This window comes from Microbacterium gubbeenense DSM 15944 (genome assembly GCF_000422745.1).
In the GTDB taxonomy this organism is placed as follows: domain Bacteria; phylum Actinomycetota; class Actinomycetes; order Actinomycetales; family Microbacteriaceae; genus Microbacterium; species Microbacterium gubbeenense.
Genome location: NZ_AUGQ01000011.1, coordinates 19,972 through 35,680 on the forward strand (window position 1 = coordinate 19,972; position 15,709 = coordinate 35,680).

13 protein-coding genes are annotated in these 15,709 nt (G+C 71.6%); 12 read left to right on the forward strand and 1 reads right to left on the reverse strand.

What is annotated here, in order from left to right:
- The first annotated feature begins 18 nt into the window (after positions 1–18).
- Together tatA and tatC are read left to right on the forward strand one after the other, a co-directional pair.
- A complete protein-coding gene (gene tatA, locus G510_RS0108120) occupies positions 19–273 on the forward strand; it encodes a twin-arginine translocase TatA/TatE family subunit (RefSeq protein WP_029153226.1) in 255 nt (84 codons plus the stop codon).
- 6 nt (positions 274–279) lie between these two features.
- Positions 280–1,107, forward strand: coding sequence for a twin-arginine translocase subunit TatC (tatC, locus tag G510_RS0108125; protein ID WP_029153227.1), 828 nt, complete (start codon positions 280–282; stop codon positions 1,105–1,107).
- A 42-nt stretch (positions 1,108–1,149) separates the two neighbouring features.
- Here tatC and G510_RS0108130 read toward each other — a convergent pair whose 3' ends face one another.
- Positions 1,150–1,491 (reverse strand): carboxymuconolactone decarboxylase family protein, encoded by a 342-nt coding sequence (locus tag G510_RS0108130; protein WP_029153228.1) that lies wholly within the window; start codon positions 1,489–1,491, stop codon positions 1,150–1,152.
- Between the two features lie 145 nt (positions 1,492–1,636).
- Here G510_RS0108130 and G510_RS16020 point away from each other — a divergent pair, with 145 nt between their 5' ends.
- The 10 genes from G510_RS16020 to G510_RS0108180 are packed head-to-tail and all read left to right on the forward strand — an operon-like array spanning position 1,637 to position 15,698.
- Positions 1,637–2,791: an LLM class flavin-dependent oxidoreductase gene (locus tag G510_RS16020; RefSeq protein WP_051216597.1), complete on the forward strand. Its 1,155-nt coding sequence runs from the start codon at positions 1,637–1,639 to the stop codon at positions 2,789–2,791.
- A 49-nt stretch (positions 2,792–2,840) separates the two neighbouring features.
- Positions 2,841–4,481 carry an ABC transporter substrate-binding protein gene (locus G510_RS0108140; RefSeq protein ID WP_029153229.1) on the forward strand — a complete coding sequence of 547 codons (1,641 nt, stop codon included), beginning with the start codon at positions 2,841–2,843 and terminating at the stop codon, positions 4,479–4,481.
- The gene (locus tag G510_RS0108145) at positions 4,478–5,449 is read left to right on the forward strand and encodes an ABC transporter permease (protein ID WP_169562588.1); all 972 of its coding nucleotides are present in this window, start codon (positions 4,478–4,480) and stop codon (positions 5,447–5,449) included. Before G510_RS0108140 ends, G510_RS0108145 begins: the two co-directional genes overlap by 4 nt.
- Positions 5,446–6,354, forward strand: a complete 909-nt coding sequence (locus tag G510_RS0108150; protein WP_029153231.1) for an ABC transporter permease — start codon at positions 5,446–5,448, stop codon at positions 6,352–6,354. The genes G510_RS0108145 and G510_RS0108150 overlap by 4 nt, the downstream gene beginning before the upstream one ends.
- Positions 6,351–7,988: a dipeptide ABC transporter ATP-binding protein gene (locus G510_RS0108155; RefSeq protein ID WP_211219165.1), complete on the forward strand. Its 1,638-nt coding sequence runs from the start codon at positions 6,351–6,353 to the stop codon at positions 7,986–7,988. The genes G510_RS0108150 and G510_RS0108155 overlap by 4 nt, the downstream gene beginning before the upstream one ends.
- On the forward strand, positions 7,985–9,385 hold the full coding sequence (locus tag G510_RS16025) for an FAD-binding oxidoreductase (protein ID WP_084644276.1): 1,401 nt from the start codon (positions 7,985–7,987) through the stop codon (positions 9,383–9,385). Before G510_RS0108155 ends, G510_RS16025 begins: the two co-directional genes overlap by 4 nt.
- Positions 9,382–10,581, forward strand: a complete 1,200-nt coding sequence (locus G510_RS0108165) for an aminotransferase-like domain-containing protein (protein WP_029153233.1) — start codon at positions 9,382–9,384, stop codon at positions 10,579–10,581. The genes G510_RS16025 and G510_RS0108165 overlap by 4 nt, the downstream gene beginning before the upstream one ends.
- On the forward strand, positions 10,578–11,990 hold the full coding sequence (locus G510_RS17535; protein ID WP_051216598.1) for an LLM class flavin-dependent oxidoreductase: 1,413 nt from the start codon (positions 10,578–10,580) through the stop codon (positions 11,988–11,990). Before G510_RS0108165 ends, G510_RS17535 begins: the two co-directional genes overlap by 4 nt.
- Positions 11,987–13,270 (forward strand): LLM class flavin-dependent oxidoreductase, encoded by a 1,284-nt coding sequence (locus tag G510_RS0108175; protein ID WP_029153234.1) that lies wholly within the window; start codon positions 11,987–11,989, stop codon positions 13,268–13,270. Before G510_RS17535 ends, G510_RS0108175 begins: the two co-directional genes overlap by 4 nt.
- Before the next feature lie 22 nt (positions 13,271–13,292).
- On the forward strand, positions 13,293–15,698 hold the full coding sequence (locus G510_RS0108180) for a DEAD/DEAH box helicase (RefSeq protein ID WP_029153235.1): 2,406 nt from the start codon (positions 13,293–13,295) through the stop codon (positions 15,696–15,698).
- Positions 15,699–15,709 lie beyond the last annotated feature (11 nt).

The window sequence follows — 15,709 nt, forward strand, 5'->3', positions numbered from 1 at the left end:
CAGAGCTTGGAGTACCTCGTGCACCTCCCCGGTGGAGTTCAGATCCTTCTGATACTCGTCGTCATCCTGCTGATCTTCGGCGCGTCGCGTCTGCCCGCCCTCGCGAAGAGCATGGGACAGTCCGCGCGCGTCTTCAAGAGCGAGATCAAGCAGATGAAGGACGACGGCACGGCGCAGAACGAGGCGGCGGACGAGACGGATGGTTCGTCGACCGCGGCAACATCGACACCGCCCTCTTCTGAGGGCGCGTCTCCTGACACGCCAAAGCAGTAGCTGAGGATGGCAGGCTCCCTCCCGAGCGAGGGTGCCGCAGGCGAGCGCGGCTTGCCGAAGGAACGACGGATGACGCTTGCGGGGCATCTCCGCGAACTTCGGCGTCGGCTCATCATCGCGGCGCTCGCGCTCCTCGCGGGCATGATCGCGTCGGCGTTCCTGACCGACTGGATCATCACCTGGCTCACCTTCCCGATCCAGAAGGTGGCCGAGAACATCGGCGATTCCGACTTCACGCGGCTGACGTTCACGACGGTCACCGGGCCGTTCGACATGCGCTTCCGCATCGCACTGATCGCGGGAATCGTGATCTCCTCGCCCGTGTGGCTCTGGCAGATCTGGCGGTTCATCACCCCCGGTCTCACGCGCCGCGAGTTCTGGTATGCGATCGGGTTCGTCGGCGCGGCGATCCCTTTGTTCCTCGGCGGCGTCGTGCTGGCGCTGTTCCTGCTGCCGAACATCATCACGGTGATGTCGTCGTTCTTCCCGGACGACATCGCTCAGGTCGGCCAGCTGTTCACCGCGATCGAGTACTACAACTTCGTCTTCCGCACGCTCGTGATCGTCGGCATCGGGTTCGTCACTCCGGTGTTCATCGTCGCGCTCAACCTCGCCGGCGTGATCCGCGGCAAGCAGGTCATCCTGGCGTGGCGCTGGGTGCTGATCGTGTGCCTCGTCTTCGGCATGCTCGTCTCGCCGCCGGCCGACGTCATCACCATGGTGCTCGTGGCGAGCATCCTGTTCGTGCTCTACATGCTGGCCGCGCTGCTGTGCGTGCTGTTCGACTGGCGCCGGCGCAAGAAGAACCCCGACCTGTTCGTCGACGTCGACTGAAGAGGGACGCCCGCTCGCGCGGGCGTCCCTCGATCGTCGGTCTCAGTGCTTGTGGGGCTCGCCGAGCTTGAACGCGAGGCGGCCGTGGGCGTACGCGCCGCCGGCCTTGAGCGCCGAGGCGACCCACGCGGCCTCCGCGATCTCGGCCTCGGTCGCGCCCGCCTTCATCGCATTGGCGGTGTGGCCGTCGATGCAGTAGACGCACTGCGTCGTGATCGCCACGGCCACCGCGATCAGCTCGCGGTACTTCAGCGGAACCTCGCGGCCCTCGGGCGCGAACACGGCGCTGTTGAAGTCGTTGAACGCCTTCAGCACGTCGGGCGTGTGCTCCTTGTAGGTCGAGACGTACTGCTTGTCGGACGGGTCGAGATAGTGATCGCTCATGTGGCGATCGTATCGGTGCGCCCGCGGGCCGCGGCGATTCTGCGGGCATCTTTCGCTATGTGACGGACGGTTTCTCCCGCACGGCGGTGCGCGGATAGCGTCGCCGACGAAGGACGAGAATCCGATTGCGAAAGGGGGTGGCGCCGTGACCGAAGAGGGTATCCGGCTTCACTGGTATCTGCCGACAGCGGGAGAATCGCGCGACGTGCAGCGCGGCGGCACGAACGTGCGCACCGTCGATGACGCCGCCCCGCGCTCGCCGTTCCGCGCGCCGACGCTGTCGTACCTGACGCAGGTCGCCCTCGCCGTGGAGGAGGCCGGTTTCGACTCCGTGCTCGTGCCGACGGGCTCGTACTGCGAGGATCCGTGGGTCGTCGCTTCCGCCCTCGCGGCGGTGACGAGGCGCCTGCGCCTGCTCGTCGCGCTGCACCCGCGCACCGCGACCGCCGTCTCGTTCGCGCACCGCGCCGCCAGCCTGCAGCGGCTCAGCGGCGGGCGCCTCGCCCTCAACGTGGTCACGGGCGAGCCCGGCGCGGAGGCCGAACAGCACGGCGACTTCGGCGACAAGGCCGATCAGTACCTGCGCACGGGCGAGTTCCTCGACGCCTACCGTGCGCTCTTCCGCGGCGAGCGGATCGACCGCGACGGCACGCACGTCGCGCTGCGGGGCGCGGACCTCGACCAGGTGCCGTCCGTTGAGATCCCCGAACGGCCCGAGGTGTGGTTCGGCGGCTCGTCGAGCTACGCCGGCGACGTCGCCGCGCGCTACGCGGACGTCTACCTGTCGTGGCTCGAGCCGCTCGACCAGCTGCGCGAGAAGGTCGAGTGGATCCGCTCGCTCGCGGCCGCCCAGGGGCGCGAGGTGCGCTTCGGCGTGCGCGGGTGGATCCTGGCGCGCGACACGCACGAGCAGGCGGAGCGCGACGCGCTCGCTCTGCTCGACGGCATCGACCACGAGCGCCAGGCGGCGCTGCGCGAGCAGCTCCTCGCCCGGCAGTCGGTCGGACAGCAGCGCGGCCAGGCGCTCATCGCGAACGCGAACGTCGACGACCCGACCTCGCTGTGGGTCGCGCCCGGCATCTGGGGCGGCTTCGGGCTGCTCGCGGGCGGCGCCGCGACGGGATTCGTCGGCAGCCACGCCGCCATCGCCGATCGCTTGACGGAACTCGCCGACATCGGCATCCACGACGTGATCGTGTCGGGCTTCCCCAACCTCGAAGAGACGCGGTGGATGGCCGACGGGCTCGCGCCCGAGCTCGCCCGCCGCGGGCTGCTCGACCGCGGCGGCCGTCGGACGTAAGGCCCTTCGGGCACGACACGACCGCGAACCCTTACGACAGGACCCTCCCATGACGTCACGAATCCTCCGCACGGCGACCGCCGCCGCGGTGGCGATCGTCTCCGCGACGCTGCTCGCGGGCTGCGGTGACGCCTCCGGTCCTGCGGCGACGGACACGCCCGCCGAGGGCGGCACCGTCACGTGGGGCGTGAGCATCGAGCCCGACTGCTACGACCCGCACGCCTCGAGCCAGCAGAACGCCTTCCCGATCATCCGCAACTACGCGGAGTCGCTCGTCGGCAAGCAGCTCGATGGCAGCTACGTGCCGTGGCTCGCCGAGTCGTGGGAGATCTCTGACGACGAGACGGTCTACACCTTCCACCTGCGCGACGACGTCACGTTCAGCGACGGCACGAGACTCGACGCCGAGATCGTGAAGACGAACTACGACGCCATCACGGCGGAGGACTCGACGCTGAGCGGCAAGACGTCGTTGAGCTCGTACGCGTCGAGCCGCGTGGTCGACGACCACACGATCGAGATGACGCTGACCGAGCCCGATGCGGCGTTCCTCGACGCCGCGTCCGACGTGTGGACGTCGATCCTCGCCCCCGCGGCGTTCGATCAGGGCGGCGACCACTGCCGCGCCGACGACCCGACGCTCATCACGACGGGTCCGTTCGTCATCGACGAGTGGATCCCGGGCCAGAGCGTGTCGTTCTCCGCGCGGGACGACTACGACTGGGCGCCCGGCTATGCGGCGCACACGGGGCGCGCCCACGTCGACGAGGCGGTCTACCGGTTCCTGCCCGAGGCGACCGTGCGCACGGGAGCGCTGACCGCCGATCAGGTCGACGTCATCGAGAACGTGCAGGTCACCGACACGCAGGTCTTCGAGGACGTGCCCGGGTTCCAGTACCTGCGCGGGCCGTCCACCGGAACGGCGTTCAGCCTCAACGTCAACATCAACCACGCGCCCGCCGACGACGTGCGCGTGCGCCAGGCGCTCCGCGACGGCGTCGACCTCGACGCGATCGTGCGCGGCCAGTACCTCGGCACGGTCGAGCGCGCGTACTCGAGCCTCGGCCCCGACAACGAGTACTTCGACGAGGATCTCGTCGGCGCGTGGGGCAACGACGTCGACGGGGCGAATGCGCTGCTCGACGAGGCCGGCTGGACCGGACGCGACGCGCAGGGCTACCGCACGAAGGACGGCGAGCGGCTGACGATCGAGGTCGGCTATCCCGAGCCGTACGTGCGCGATGAGCGCGACATCCTGCTGCAGGCGATCCAGTCGTCGCTGCGCGACGACATCGGCATGGATCTCGACCTGCAGATCATCACCGCGGCGCAGTACAGCGACGAGAACGCGAAGGGCACGTGGTCGATCTACCCGAACACGCTGCAGACCGCCGACCCGACCACGATGTTCCGCAGCCTGTTTACGAGCGCGGGGTTCCTGTACCTCGACGACCCCGACGCGACCGGTGATCTCGACGATCTCGTGGAGGAGAGCAAGCGCTCGACCGATCCCGCCGCGCGCAAGGCCGTGTTCGACGAGATTCAGGAGTCGGTCGTGTCGGACGCCCGATACATTCCGCTCTTCCACCCCGTGTACACGATCGCGGCGAGCGACCGCGTGGGCGGGCTGGGCTTCGAGGCGAAGACCAACGGACCCGCGAGCTCCTACGACGTGTGGGTCGCCGAATGAGCGCCGTCGCGGTCGAGGCGCCCCGTCGTGCGGGCGTGCACCCGCTGCTCGCGGTGCTTGTGCGCCGCGTGATCTCGGGCGTCATCGTGCTGTGGCTCACGGCGAGCGCGGCGTTCTGGACGCTGCAGCTCGTGCCGGGCTCGCCCATCGACATCCTGGCGGGAGACCTCGCCGACGCCGAGCTGCGCGCCTCGCTCGCCCGCGACTGGGGCCTCGATCAGTCGGCCTGGCAGCAGTACGTCGAGTTCCTCGGCCGCCTCGCGACCGGCGACCTCGGCACGTCCTACGTGCAGCGCCAGCCCGTCACCGCGATCCTCGCCGACCAGCTCGGCTCGACCTTCGTGCTCGCGCTCACGGCCGGCATCCTCGCCGTGATCATCGCCGTGGTGCTCTCGACCGCCTCGGTCGGCCGGGCCCGCGTGCGCCGCGGGGTGCTCTCGACCCTCGAGCTCGTGTTCGTCTCGGTCCCCGTGTTCTGGTCGGGCCTGCTCCTGCTGTTCCTGTTCTCCTTCCAGCTCGGCTGGTTCCCGGCCGCCGGCGCCGGGAGCGTGCGCTCGCTCGTGCTCCCCGCGCTCACCCTCGCTCTGCCGACGGCGGGCCTGCTCAGCCAGGTGCTGCGCGAATCGATGGAGCGCACGCTGACCGAGCCGTTCATCGTGACCGTGCGCTCGCGCGGCGTGCGCGAATCGCTCGTCGTGTGGCGCCACGCGCTGCGCCACGCCGCACTGCCCGGGATGACCGTGATCGGCAGCCTCGTCGGCGGCCTGCTCGGCGGCGCCGTGATCACGGAGACCGTGTTCGGCCGTCCCGGCATCGGATCCATCAGCCTGCAGGCCGTCAGCAACAAGGACGTTCCCGTCGTGATCGGTGTCGTGCTGCTCGCGGCCGCCATCTACGTCGTCGTGTCCACGCTGCTCGACCTGCTCTACACGCTCGCGGATCCGCGGCTGCGAGGAGGCGCGCGATGAGCGTCACGAACCTGGTGCGTCGGCCGAAGGTCGAGATATCCGCGGATGGCGGCCTGAAGCCCCGCGGCGGACGGCCCGCGCCGACGCCGACCGTCATCGCCGCGGCCGCCGTGCTCGCGCTGATCGCGCTCTTCGTCGTGTGGCCCGGGCTGTTCACGGGGTGGGATCCGATCCGCAGCGACGTCGCCAACAGCCTGCGCGGGCCGTCGGGCGAGCACTGGTTCGGAACCGACCGGCTCGGGCGCGACGTGTATTCGCGCGTCGTGCACGGCGCGCGGTACTCGATCCTGATCGGCATCGCGGCCACGGCGATCGGTGTGGTCGGCGGCACGATCCTCGGCATCGGCGCGGGACTGTCCGGCGCGTTCCTGCGCGGCGCGGTGGGGCGGCTGCTCGACGAGGCGCTCACCCGCGTGATCGACGTGTTCTCGTCGCTTCCCGCGATCCTGCTCGCCATGCTCGTCGTGACGTTCACCGGGCCGGGCATCGGCAATATCGCCATCGCGATCGGCATCGCCGGAATGCCGCTGTACGCCCGCGTCGTGCGCAGCCAGACGATGATCGTGACCCGCACCGACTACGTCGCACACTCCGCCGTCTACGGCAGGTCGCGCGCCGCGGTGCTCATCGAGCACGTGCTGCCGAACGCCCTGACCGCGGTGCCGGTGCTCGCGGCGATCGACATCGGAACGTCGATCCTCGCGGTGAGCGGGCTCAGCTTCCTCGGACTCGGGCCACAGCCCCCGACGCCCGAGTGGGGAGTCATGCTCTCCGAGGGCCGCGACATCCTGCGCATCGCGCCGTGGGCGGGACTGTTCCCCGGATTGTTCATCACCGTGACGGTCATCGCCGTCACAATCGTCGGCCGCTGGTTCCAGCACGTCGCGGACAGGAGATTCTCGTGAGCCTCGACCCCCTCGTCGCCGTCGAGAACCTCTCGGTGAGCTTCGGCGCGCCGGTGAAGCGCGCACCGCGCACGACGGTCGTGAGCGGCGTGACGTTCTCGGTCCTGCCCGGACAGTGCGTCGCGATCGTGGGGGAATCGGGATCCGGCAAGTCGGTCACCGCGCGCACCCTCCTCGGGCTCGAGGGCCCGAACGGACGGGTCTCGGCCGACCTGATCGACATCGGCGGGCGCGATGCGCGATCCTTCAGCGAGACCGACTGGCGCCGCGTGCGCGGCGGGCAGATCGGCATGGTGCTGCAGGACGCGCTCGTCTCGCTCGATCCGCTGCGCACGGTCGGCGCCGAGATCGCGGAGGTGCTGCACACCCACCACATCGTGCCGCGCCAGGCGTCGCGCGCCCGCGCGATCGAGCTGCTCGAACAGGTGGGCGTGCCCCGCGCGGACGAGCGCATCGACCAGCACCCGCACGAGCTGTCGGGCGGGCTGCGCCAGCGCGCGCTCATCGCCGCGGCGATCGCGGCGAACCCGCGGCTGATCATCGCGGACGAGCCCACCACGGCGCTCGACGTGACGGTGCAGCGGCAGGTGCTCGACACGCTGCGGCGCCGCGTGGACGCGGGCAGCGGGCTGCTTCTGATCTCGCACGACCTCGCCGTCGTCGCGGGGATCGCCGACCACGTCATCGTGATGAAGGACGGCGTCGTCGTCGAACAGGGCCCGGCGCACGAGGTGCTCGGCGCCCCCACGACCGAGTACACGCGACGGCTGATCGCGGCGGTCCCGTCGGCCGACTCGCGCGGCCTGCGGCTGTCCCGCGCGGACGACGGCGGCAAGGCGGCGCGCGAGCCGCTTCCTCTGCGGACGATCGACCGCGGGGAGATCGTGCTGGAGGCCACGGGGCTGAAGAAGGCGTTCCGGCGCAGCGTCGCGGTCGACGACGTGTCGCTCGACCTCGCGCGGGGCGAGACCCTCGGCATCGTCGGCGAGTCGGGATCCGGCAAGTCGACGGTCGTGAACCTGCTGCTCGGCCTCACGGATCCCGATGCGGGCGAGGTACGGCTCGAGGGCGAGGCGTGGGCGCCGCTGCCCGAACGGGATCGCCGCCGCCGGCGCCGTGCGGTGCAGCTCATCTCGCAGGATCCGCTGAGCTCGTTCGACCCGCGCTGGGACGTCGCGCGCGTGATCGCCGAGTCGACGAGGGCGACGGGGCTCACGGGGCGCGCCGCGCGGGAGCGCGCCGAGTGGCTGCTCGACCGCGTCGGGCTGCCGGCCGCCGTGCTCGAACGCCACCCGCGCTCGCTGTCCGGCGGCCAGCGGCAGCGCGTCGCGATCGCGCGGGCGCTCGCGCCGGATCCGCTCGTGCTCGTGTGCGACGAGCCCACGAGCGCGCTCGACGTCTCGGTGCAGGCGCAGGTGCTTGACCTGCTCGCGGAGATCCAAGCGGAGCGGGGCATGTCGCTCGTGTTCGTCTCGCACGACCTCGGCGTCGTGCATCACGTGGCCGATAGGGTCATCGTCATGAAGGATGCCCGAATCGTCGAGCACGGCGACGTCGACGACGTGTTCCTGCGGCCGCGCGAGGCCTACACCCGTCGGCTCGTCGACGCGCTGCCCGAGGTGGTGGCCTCGTGAGCGCGGTTCTGAGCGCGCTGCGGGGCGTGCTCGGGCCCGACGAGATCCTGCCGGTCGACGACCGATACCAGACGGACGAGACGGGCGTGGCGCCCGCGTCGCCCGCGGCGGCCGTGGTCGCGCCGCGCTCGGTCGCGGCCGTGCAGGCCGTCGCGCGCGTCGCCACGTCCCTCCGCACGCCCATCGTCGTGCGCGGCGCGGGAACAGGCCTGTCCGGGGGCGCCATCGCGACGCCGGGAGGCATCGTGCTCTCGACCGAGCGCCTCGACGCCATCGCGGTCGATCCGGACGACCAGGTCGCCGTCGTCGGACCGGGCGCGATCACGGCCCGGATCGACGCCGCGGCGCGGCAGCACGGCCTCATGTACGCGCCCGATCCGGCCTCGAGCGCGCGCAGCTCGATCGGCGGAAACATCGCCACGGGCGCCGGCGGCCTGCGCTGCGTGAAGTACGGGGTGACGCGCGACGCGGTGCTCGCCCTCGACGTCGTGCTCGCCGACGGCGAGCTGCTCTCGACCGGTCACCGCGCCGTCAAGGGCGTGACCGGGCTCGACCTCACCGCGCTCTTCGTCGGCAGCGAGGGAACCCTCGGCATCGTCGTGGGCGCGACGCTGCGCCTCGTGCCGGCGCCCGCCCGCGAGCGCTCGCTGATCGTGTCGGCGGCGAACCTCGATGAGGCGGGCCGGGCGATCCGCGCGGCGACGGGATCCGGCGTGCGTCCGTCGGGCGTCGAGCTGATCGACCGCGGCGCGCTGCAGAACATCGACGAGAACCTCGGCACCGACCTCGAGCGCCGGCACGGCGACGCCCTCGTGCTCGTGAGCACCGATGGGCCCGGCGCCGACGTCGAGATCGACGAGATCACGCGCGCGCTCGCGGCCGACGGCCTCGCGCCCGAGGTGCTGTCCCCGGAGGACGGGCTGCGATACGCGGAGCTGCGCCGCTCGGGCAGGGGATCGCGGCCCGGCACATGGAAGATCGGCGAGGACATGGCGGTGCCGCGATCGCAGGTCGTGCCCGCGCTCGCCGCGCTGCGCGAGATCGGCGCCGAGTTCGGGGTGTCGACCGAGGTCGTCGCGCACGCCGGCGACGGCAACCTGCACCCCACCGTGTTCACGCCGCAGCAGCCGGGCGAGACCGAGCCCCCGGAGCGGCTCGTGCGGGCGGCCGATGCCCTCGTGCGCCGCGCCCTCGACCTCGGGGGGACGCTGTCCGGCGAGCACGGCATCGGCCGCGCGAAGCGCCCGTGGCTGGCCGACGAGCTGGGCGAGGCGCAGCTCGCGCTGCAGCGCCGCCTCAAGGCCGTGTTCGACCCGCACGGGCTGCTCGCGCCCGACGGCTTCCTCTCCGAGGACCACACGACGACCGTTCTGACGAGACACGAGGTTCCCGCATGACGAACCACACCCTGCAGCTTGCCGACCGCGTGCGCGGCCTTACGGCGCCGACGACCTTCGGGCGGGTGTTGGGCGTGCCGCCTGAGGGATCCGTCGCGCTCACGAGCGGATCGCCGGACGTCGGTCTCCTGCCTGCCGACGAGATCGCTGACGCCACGGCGGCCGTGATCGCGGATCCTGTTCGTCGCGCGCGGGCGCTCGACTACGCGGCGCGACCCGGCAGCCTCGAGCTGCGCGAATGGATCGCGGCTCGCGAGGGCGTCGATCCGTCGCGCGTGTTCATCACGAACGGTGCCCTGCACGCGATCTCGGTGTCGCTGCAGTCCACGGTCAACCCCGGCGACGTGCTCGTCGTGGAGAGCCCGCTGTACCCGCTCGCGCTGTCGGTCGCCCAGCTCACGGGCGCCGTCGTCGAGACGGTGCCGACCGACGCGCACGGGCTCGACGTCGACGCGCTCGAGGCGAAGCTGTCGGCCGGTCTGCGCCCGGCGGCCGTGTACGTCGTGCCCGACTTCCAGAACCCCTCTGGCGCCGTGCTCGCCCCGGAGCGCCGCGTGCGCCTCGTCGAGCTCGCGGAGCGCTACGGCTTCGTCGTCGTCTCCGACAACCCGTACGCGACGCTGCGGTGGGCGGGGGAAGTCATCCCCGACCTCGACCCGGCGAGCGATCGCGTCATCCACGCGAACACGTTCTCGAAGGTGCTCGGGCCGGGGCTGCGCGTGGGCTGGCTCGTGCTGCCCGAGTGGGCGTACCCGGGCGCGGTCGACATCCGCGCGCGCACCGACCAGCACCCGTCGAGCCTCATTCAGGAGATCGTCGCCGAGATCGCGGCGCGCCGCGGCCGGTTCGACGAGATCGCTCGCCGCGCGACCGCCGAGTACGCCGTGCGGGCCGAGGCGCTCATCGGCGGGCTGCGCGACGGCCTCGGCGACGCGATCGACGTGGCAACCCCAGAGGGCGGCCTCTTCGCCTGGGTCAGGCTGAACCGGGTCGGCGCGGACGAGCTCGCCGAGCACCTCGCGAACCGCGGAATCCTCGTGAATCCGGGAAGCCAGTTCTCGCCCGCGGGGACCGCGACGGCCGACACGCTCGCGCGGATCCGCCTGACGTTCGCGCGCCACGACGCCGATACGCTGAGACAGGCCGCGCGATCGATCTCCGAGGCCCATCACGACCTGGAGGCCGCACGCCGATGAGCGTTCAGATCACCCGCACCGACTGGTTCGACGAGCACGTCACCGCGTTCCGCGACCAGATGGACGCCGAGATCCAGCCGCGCTACGCGCACGTGCGCGATCAGGTGCCGCGCGTCGAGGTCGACACCGACACGATCCTCGTCACCCTCATCGCGACGTCCGGCGGCGAGCCCGTCGGCACGGTCGCCCTCAAGCGCACCGGCGACTTCGGCGAGGTCAAGCGGCTCTTCGTGCACGAGCGCGGCCGCCGCCTCGGCGTCGCGGTCGCGCTGATGACCGCGATCGAGCAGGCGGCGAGCGAGGAGGGCTTCCGCGAGCTGTTCCTGCAGACCGGCAGCGAGCAGCCGCAGGCCATGGCGCTGTACGAGCGCGAGGGGTGGATCCCCGTGACCCCGTTCGGCCCGTACGCGGGCGACACGATCCTCAGCCGCTGCTACGTCAAGAACCTCGTGTCGCCGATCGTGGCGGCCGAGGTGCGGCAGGACGGATCCGTTGACGGCGTGCTCTCGACGATCACCGCGCTCGACGAGGCGGGCGCCGACCTCGCGCTCGTCGATGACGGCACGCTCGACGGCGCGGGCGGATCCTCGCTCGACGCGCCGCTCGTCGCGGCCGCGGCCGTCACCGAGGCGCCCCGGATCGCGGTCGCGCCGCGCGTGCGCGTCACGCACACCGAACCGTTCAACGTCGCCAAGGCGATCCAGAGCCTCGACTGGAGCTCGGCCGGCCGCGCCGGCTGGCTCGTCGGCGTCTCGGAGACGGCGGCAGAGGCTTCCGCCGTCGGACGCCGCCCCGCGCCCGAATCCGAGACCGCTTGGGCGGAGGCGGCCGCGGTCATCGACACGTCGCGCCGTCTGTGGGACTCGTGGGAGGACGACGCCGAGATCCGTGATGAGTCGACCGGTCGGTTCATCGACGCCGGCCGCGTGCACTACGTCGACGTCGAGACCGAGTGGTTCAGCGTCAAGGGCCCCTCGATCGTGCCGCGCTCGCCGCAGGGCCAGATCCCCGTGATCGTCGAGGCGGCGCTCGACGATTCATCGCTCGAGGTCGCGGCCGCCGAGGCCGACATCGTGCGCGTTTCGGGTCCGCGCGCGGGGGAGACCGCCCGCCGCGTGCGGGAGCTCGCCGGCGCCCGCCCCGTGCGGGTGCTGGTCGATCTCGATCCCGAGAGCGTGATCGCCGCCCCGCACGCGCGCTCCGACGACGAGCAGTTCGCGGCGTGGGCCGCGTTCGTGCGCGCGGCGTCGGGCGCCGACGGCGTCGTGCTGACCGGATCCGCCGCCGCGAACGCGCGCGCCGCACGCGCGATCGCCGGGGCCCGCGGATCCGCGCGCACGCTGCGCGAGAGAATCGGGCTCGAACGGCCCGCCAGCAGATACGCGGCACCGGAAGGAACGACCCGATGACGAAGCGCCAGGTTCACCTCGGGGCGCACTTCCCGGGCGTCAACGCGACGACGATCTGGACGCGCCCGGAATCGGGCAGCCAGATCGACCCGGCCTCGTTCGCGCACCTCGCCCGCACCGCCGAGCGCGGCTTCATGGACCTCATGTTCCTCGCCGAGGGGCTGCGCCTGCGCGAGCATGCGGGCGAGATCCACGACCTCGACGTCGTCGGCCGCCCCGACACGCTCGTGCAGCTCGCGCAGGTGGCGCGCCAGACCTCGCACATCGGGCTCGTCGCGACGCTCAGCACGACCTTCAACGAGCCGGCGGAGTTCGCGCGCCAGCTCGCAACGCTCGACGCGCTGTCGAACGGGCGCGCCGCGTGGAACCTCGTCACGAGCCACGGCGCCTTCTTCGGGGCGAACTTCCGCCGGGGCGGCTTCCTCGCCGACGACGACCGCTACGCGCGGGCCGAGTCGTTCACCGACGCCGTGTTCGCGCTGTGGGACGCGGCGGGAACGGGCGAAGAGGTGCGCGTGTCGGACGAGTTCTTCGACATCGCCGCCCGGCCGACCGTTCCGCCGACCCCGCAGGGCCGCCCGGTCGTGATGCAGGCCGGTGTGTCGCCCGAGGGGCGCGAGATCGCCGCCCGCTACGCCGACGCGATCTTCTCGCCGTTCGCCGCCGGTCCCGCCGCGGAGGACTTCGCGGCCGATATGCGTCGCCGGCTCACGGCGCACGGCCGCGCGGACGACGCGCTCAAGATCCTGCCCGGCACCGGGTTCGCCCTCGGCGACACGCACGAGGAGGCGCTCGAGCAGGCCGAGCGCGACCGGTGGGATCAGGTGAGCCCCGCGACCGCGGTGCGCCAGATCGAGACGATCTGGGGCCGCCGCTTCGAGGGCTTCGACGCCGAGGGCGCGCTGCCGCCGATCGGCGACGTCGTCGAGGGCGTGGAGCTGTCGGCGGGGCGCGCGAAGGTACACACGGACAATCGCGCGCAGGCGGCCGAGCTCATCGAGCGGGCCGAGGCAGAGGGCCTGACCGCACGTGCCGTCGTGGTCGCGACGACGACGCGTCGCTCGCCGCTGGTGGGAACCGCGTCCGAGGTCGCGCAGATCATCGACGAGTCGGTGCAGGAGCGCCGGAGCGACGGGTTCATGATCATTCCGTCGATCACTCCGACCGGCCTCGATCGCTTCGTCGACGAGGTCGTGCCCGAGCTGCAGAACCGCGGCTCGTACCGCACGGAATGGACGGGCCGCACGCTGCGGGAGAACCTCGGATCCACCGGAGCGTGACCCGCCGTGGTGAGATGGGGGAATGAGCTCCGCGACGCCCGCTGAAAACTACGCCGAGGCGCGCGCCGAGCGCGACTACCCCGAGACGGCGGCGTTCGCTCGCGCGCAGCGCTTCGACCTCGATCCGTTCCAGCTCGAGGGCTGCCGCGCGCTCGAGCGCGGATCGAGCGCGCTCGTGGCCGCCCCGACGGGGGCGGGGAAGACGATCGTCGGCGAGTTCGCGATCCACCTCGCGATGGCCTCCGCGCGCGACAAGGCGTTCTACACGACGCCCATGAAGGCGCTGTCGAACCAGAAGTTCCGCGAGCTGCAGGAGGTGTACGGCGCCGACAACGTCGGCCTGCTCACCGGCGACACGAACATCAACTCGCACGCGCGCGTCGTCGTGATGACGACCGAGGTCCTGCGCAACATGATCTACGCCGGATCGGGCGCCCTCGACGACCTCCGCTACGTCGTCATGGACGAGGTGCACTACCTCGCGGACCGGTTCCGCGGCGCGGTGTGGGAGGAGGTCATCATCCACCTCCCGCAGAGCGTTCGGCTCGTGGGGCTGTCGGCGACGGTGTCGAACGCCGAGGAGTTCGGCGACTGGATCGGCACCGTGCGCGGCGGCACCGAGGTCATCGTCTCGGAGATCCGGCCCGTGCCGCTCGAGCAGCACGTGCTCGCCCGCGGCGAGCTGGTGCCCCTGTTCGACGGCCGCGGCACCGACGTGAACCGCGAGCTCCTGCGCATGGGCCCGGGGCTGAGCTCGGGCGGCGGCGGTCACCACCGCGGCCGGGGGCGGGGAAAGCAGGTCGTCCGGCCGCCGCGCGGGGGCGGACGGCTCGACCGCGCCCGCGCGATCGAGCTGCTGGATCGCCAGCACCTGCTGCCCGCGATCTTCTTCATCTTCAGCCGCGTCGGGTGCGACCAGGCGGTCGTGCAGACGCGGCACGCGGGGATCCGCGTCACGACGCCCGAGGAGCGCAGCGAGATCCGCCGCATCGTGCACGAGCGCACGGCGGCGCTGCAGGACGAGGACCTGGGCGTGCTGGGCTTCTACGAGTGGTCGAGGGACCTCGAGCGCGGCATCGCGGCGCACCACGCGGGCCTCCTCCCGGCGTTCAAGGAGGTCGTTGAGGAGCTCTTCCAGAAGAAGCTCGTGAAGGTCGTCTTCGCGACCGAGACGCTCGCGCTCGGCATCAACATGCCGGCTCGCACGGTCGTGCTCGAGAAGCTCGAGAAGTTCAACGGCGAGACGAGGGCGCCGATCACGTCGGGGGAGTACACGCAGCTGACGGGCCGCGCGGGCCGGCGCGGAATCGATGTCGAGGGACACGCGGTCGTGCACTGGTCGGACGGCATGAACCCCGAGGCGGTGGCCTCGCTCGCCTCGCGCCGCACCTACCCGCTGAACTCGTCGTTCCGGCCGACGTACAACATGGCCGTGAACCTCATCGACCAGTACGGCCGGCCCGCCGCGCGCGACATCCTCGAGTCGTCGTTCGCGCAGTTCCAGGCCGACCGCGCGGTGGTCGACATCGCGCGGGAGGTCAAGCGGGCCGAGGAATCGCTCGACGGGTACCTCGAGGCGATGACCTGCCACCTGGGCGACTTCGCCGAGTATGCGGGGATCCGGCGCGAGCTGAGCGACCTCGAGAAGAAGGCGCGCAAGGACGTCTCGGCGTCGAAGGCGCGCACGGAGCAGCGGCGCCAGAAGATGGCGCGGCTGAAGAAGAACATGCAGCGACACCCCTGCCACCAGTGCGCCGACCGCGAGAAGCACGCGCGCTGGGGCGAGCGGTACTACCACCTGAAGCGGCGCACCGACAAGCTGCGCCGCGAGATCGACACGCGCACGGGCACGGTCGCACGCCAGTTCGACCGGATCGTCGATGTGCTCGTCGTGCTCGACTACGTGGCGATCGAGAAGGGCGAGGCGACCCTGACGGATACGGGCGCCCGCATGAAGCGCATCTACGGCGACCGCGACCTGCTCGTGGCCGAGTCGCTGCGGCAGGAGCTGTGGACGAGCCTCGATCCCGCCTCGCTCGCGGCGCTCGCGTGCTGCCTCGTCTACGAGCCGCGGCGCACTGAGCAGGGCGAGGGCCCGCTGCCGCGCGGACCGTTCCGCGATGCCCTCGACGCGACCGACCGGCTGTGGGCCGATCTCGATGACCTCGAGCAGCAGCACCGGCTGCCCGGCACATCGCCGATCGCGCCGGGCCTGGCGCAGGCGATGCACATGTGGGCGAACGGCCAGCTGCTCGATCGCGTGCTCGGCGCGGCTGACATGGCCGCCGGCGACTTCGTGCGCTGGACGAAGCAGACGATCGACCTGCTCGACCAGATCTCGATGGTCGCCGAGGGCGACCTCTCCCGCACGGCTCGCCGGTCCCTGGACGCGGTGCGCCGAGGAATCGTGGCCTACTCGGCGGTCTGACCCCCCAAACC

Excerpts from the sequence above, each read along its gene's own strand:
- G510_RS0108140 (WP_029153229.1), top strand. The coding sequence starts at position 2,841 with ATGACGTCACGAATCCTCCGCACGGCGACCGCCGCCGCGGTGGCGATC.
- tatC (WP_029153227.1), top strand. The coding sequence starts at position 280 with ATGGCAGGCTCCCTCCCGAGCGAGGGTGCCGCAGGCGAGCGCGGCTTG.
- G510_RS17535 (WP_051216598.1), top strand. The coding sequence starts at position 10,578 with ATGAGCGTTCAGATCACCCGCACCGACTGGTTCGACGAGCACGTCACC.
- G510_RS0108165 (WP_029153233.1), top strand. The coding sequence starts at position 9,382 with ATGACGAACCACACCCTGCAGCTTGCCGACCGCGTGCGCGGCCTTACG.
- G510_RS0108130 (WP_029153228.1), bottom strand. The coding sequence starts at position 1,491 with ATGAGCGATCACTATCTCGACCCGTCCGACAAGCAGTACGTCTCGACC.
- G510_RS0108150 (WP_029153231.1), top strand. The coding sequence starts at position 5,446 with ATGAGCGTCACGAACCTGGTGCGTCGGCCGAAGGTCGAGATATCCGCG.
- G510_RS0108175 (WP_029153234.1), top strand. The coding sequence starts at position 11,987 with ATGACGAAGCGCCAGGTTCACCTCGGGGCGCACTTCCCGGGCGTCAAC.
- G510_RS0108145 (WP_169562588.1), top strand. The coding sequence starts at position 4,478 with ATGAGCGCCGTCGCGGTCGAGGCGCCCCGTCGTGCGGGCGTGCACCCG.
- G510_RS0108180 (WP_029153235.1), top strand. The coding sequence starts at position 13,293 with ATGAGCTCCGCGACGCCCGCTGAAAACTACGCCGAGGCGCGCGCCGAG.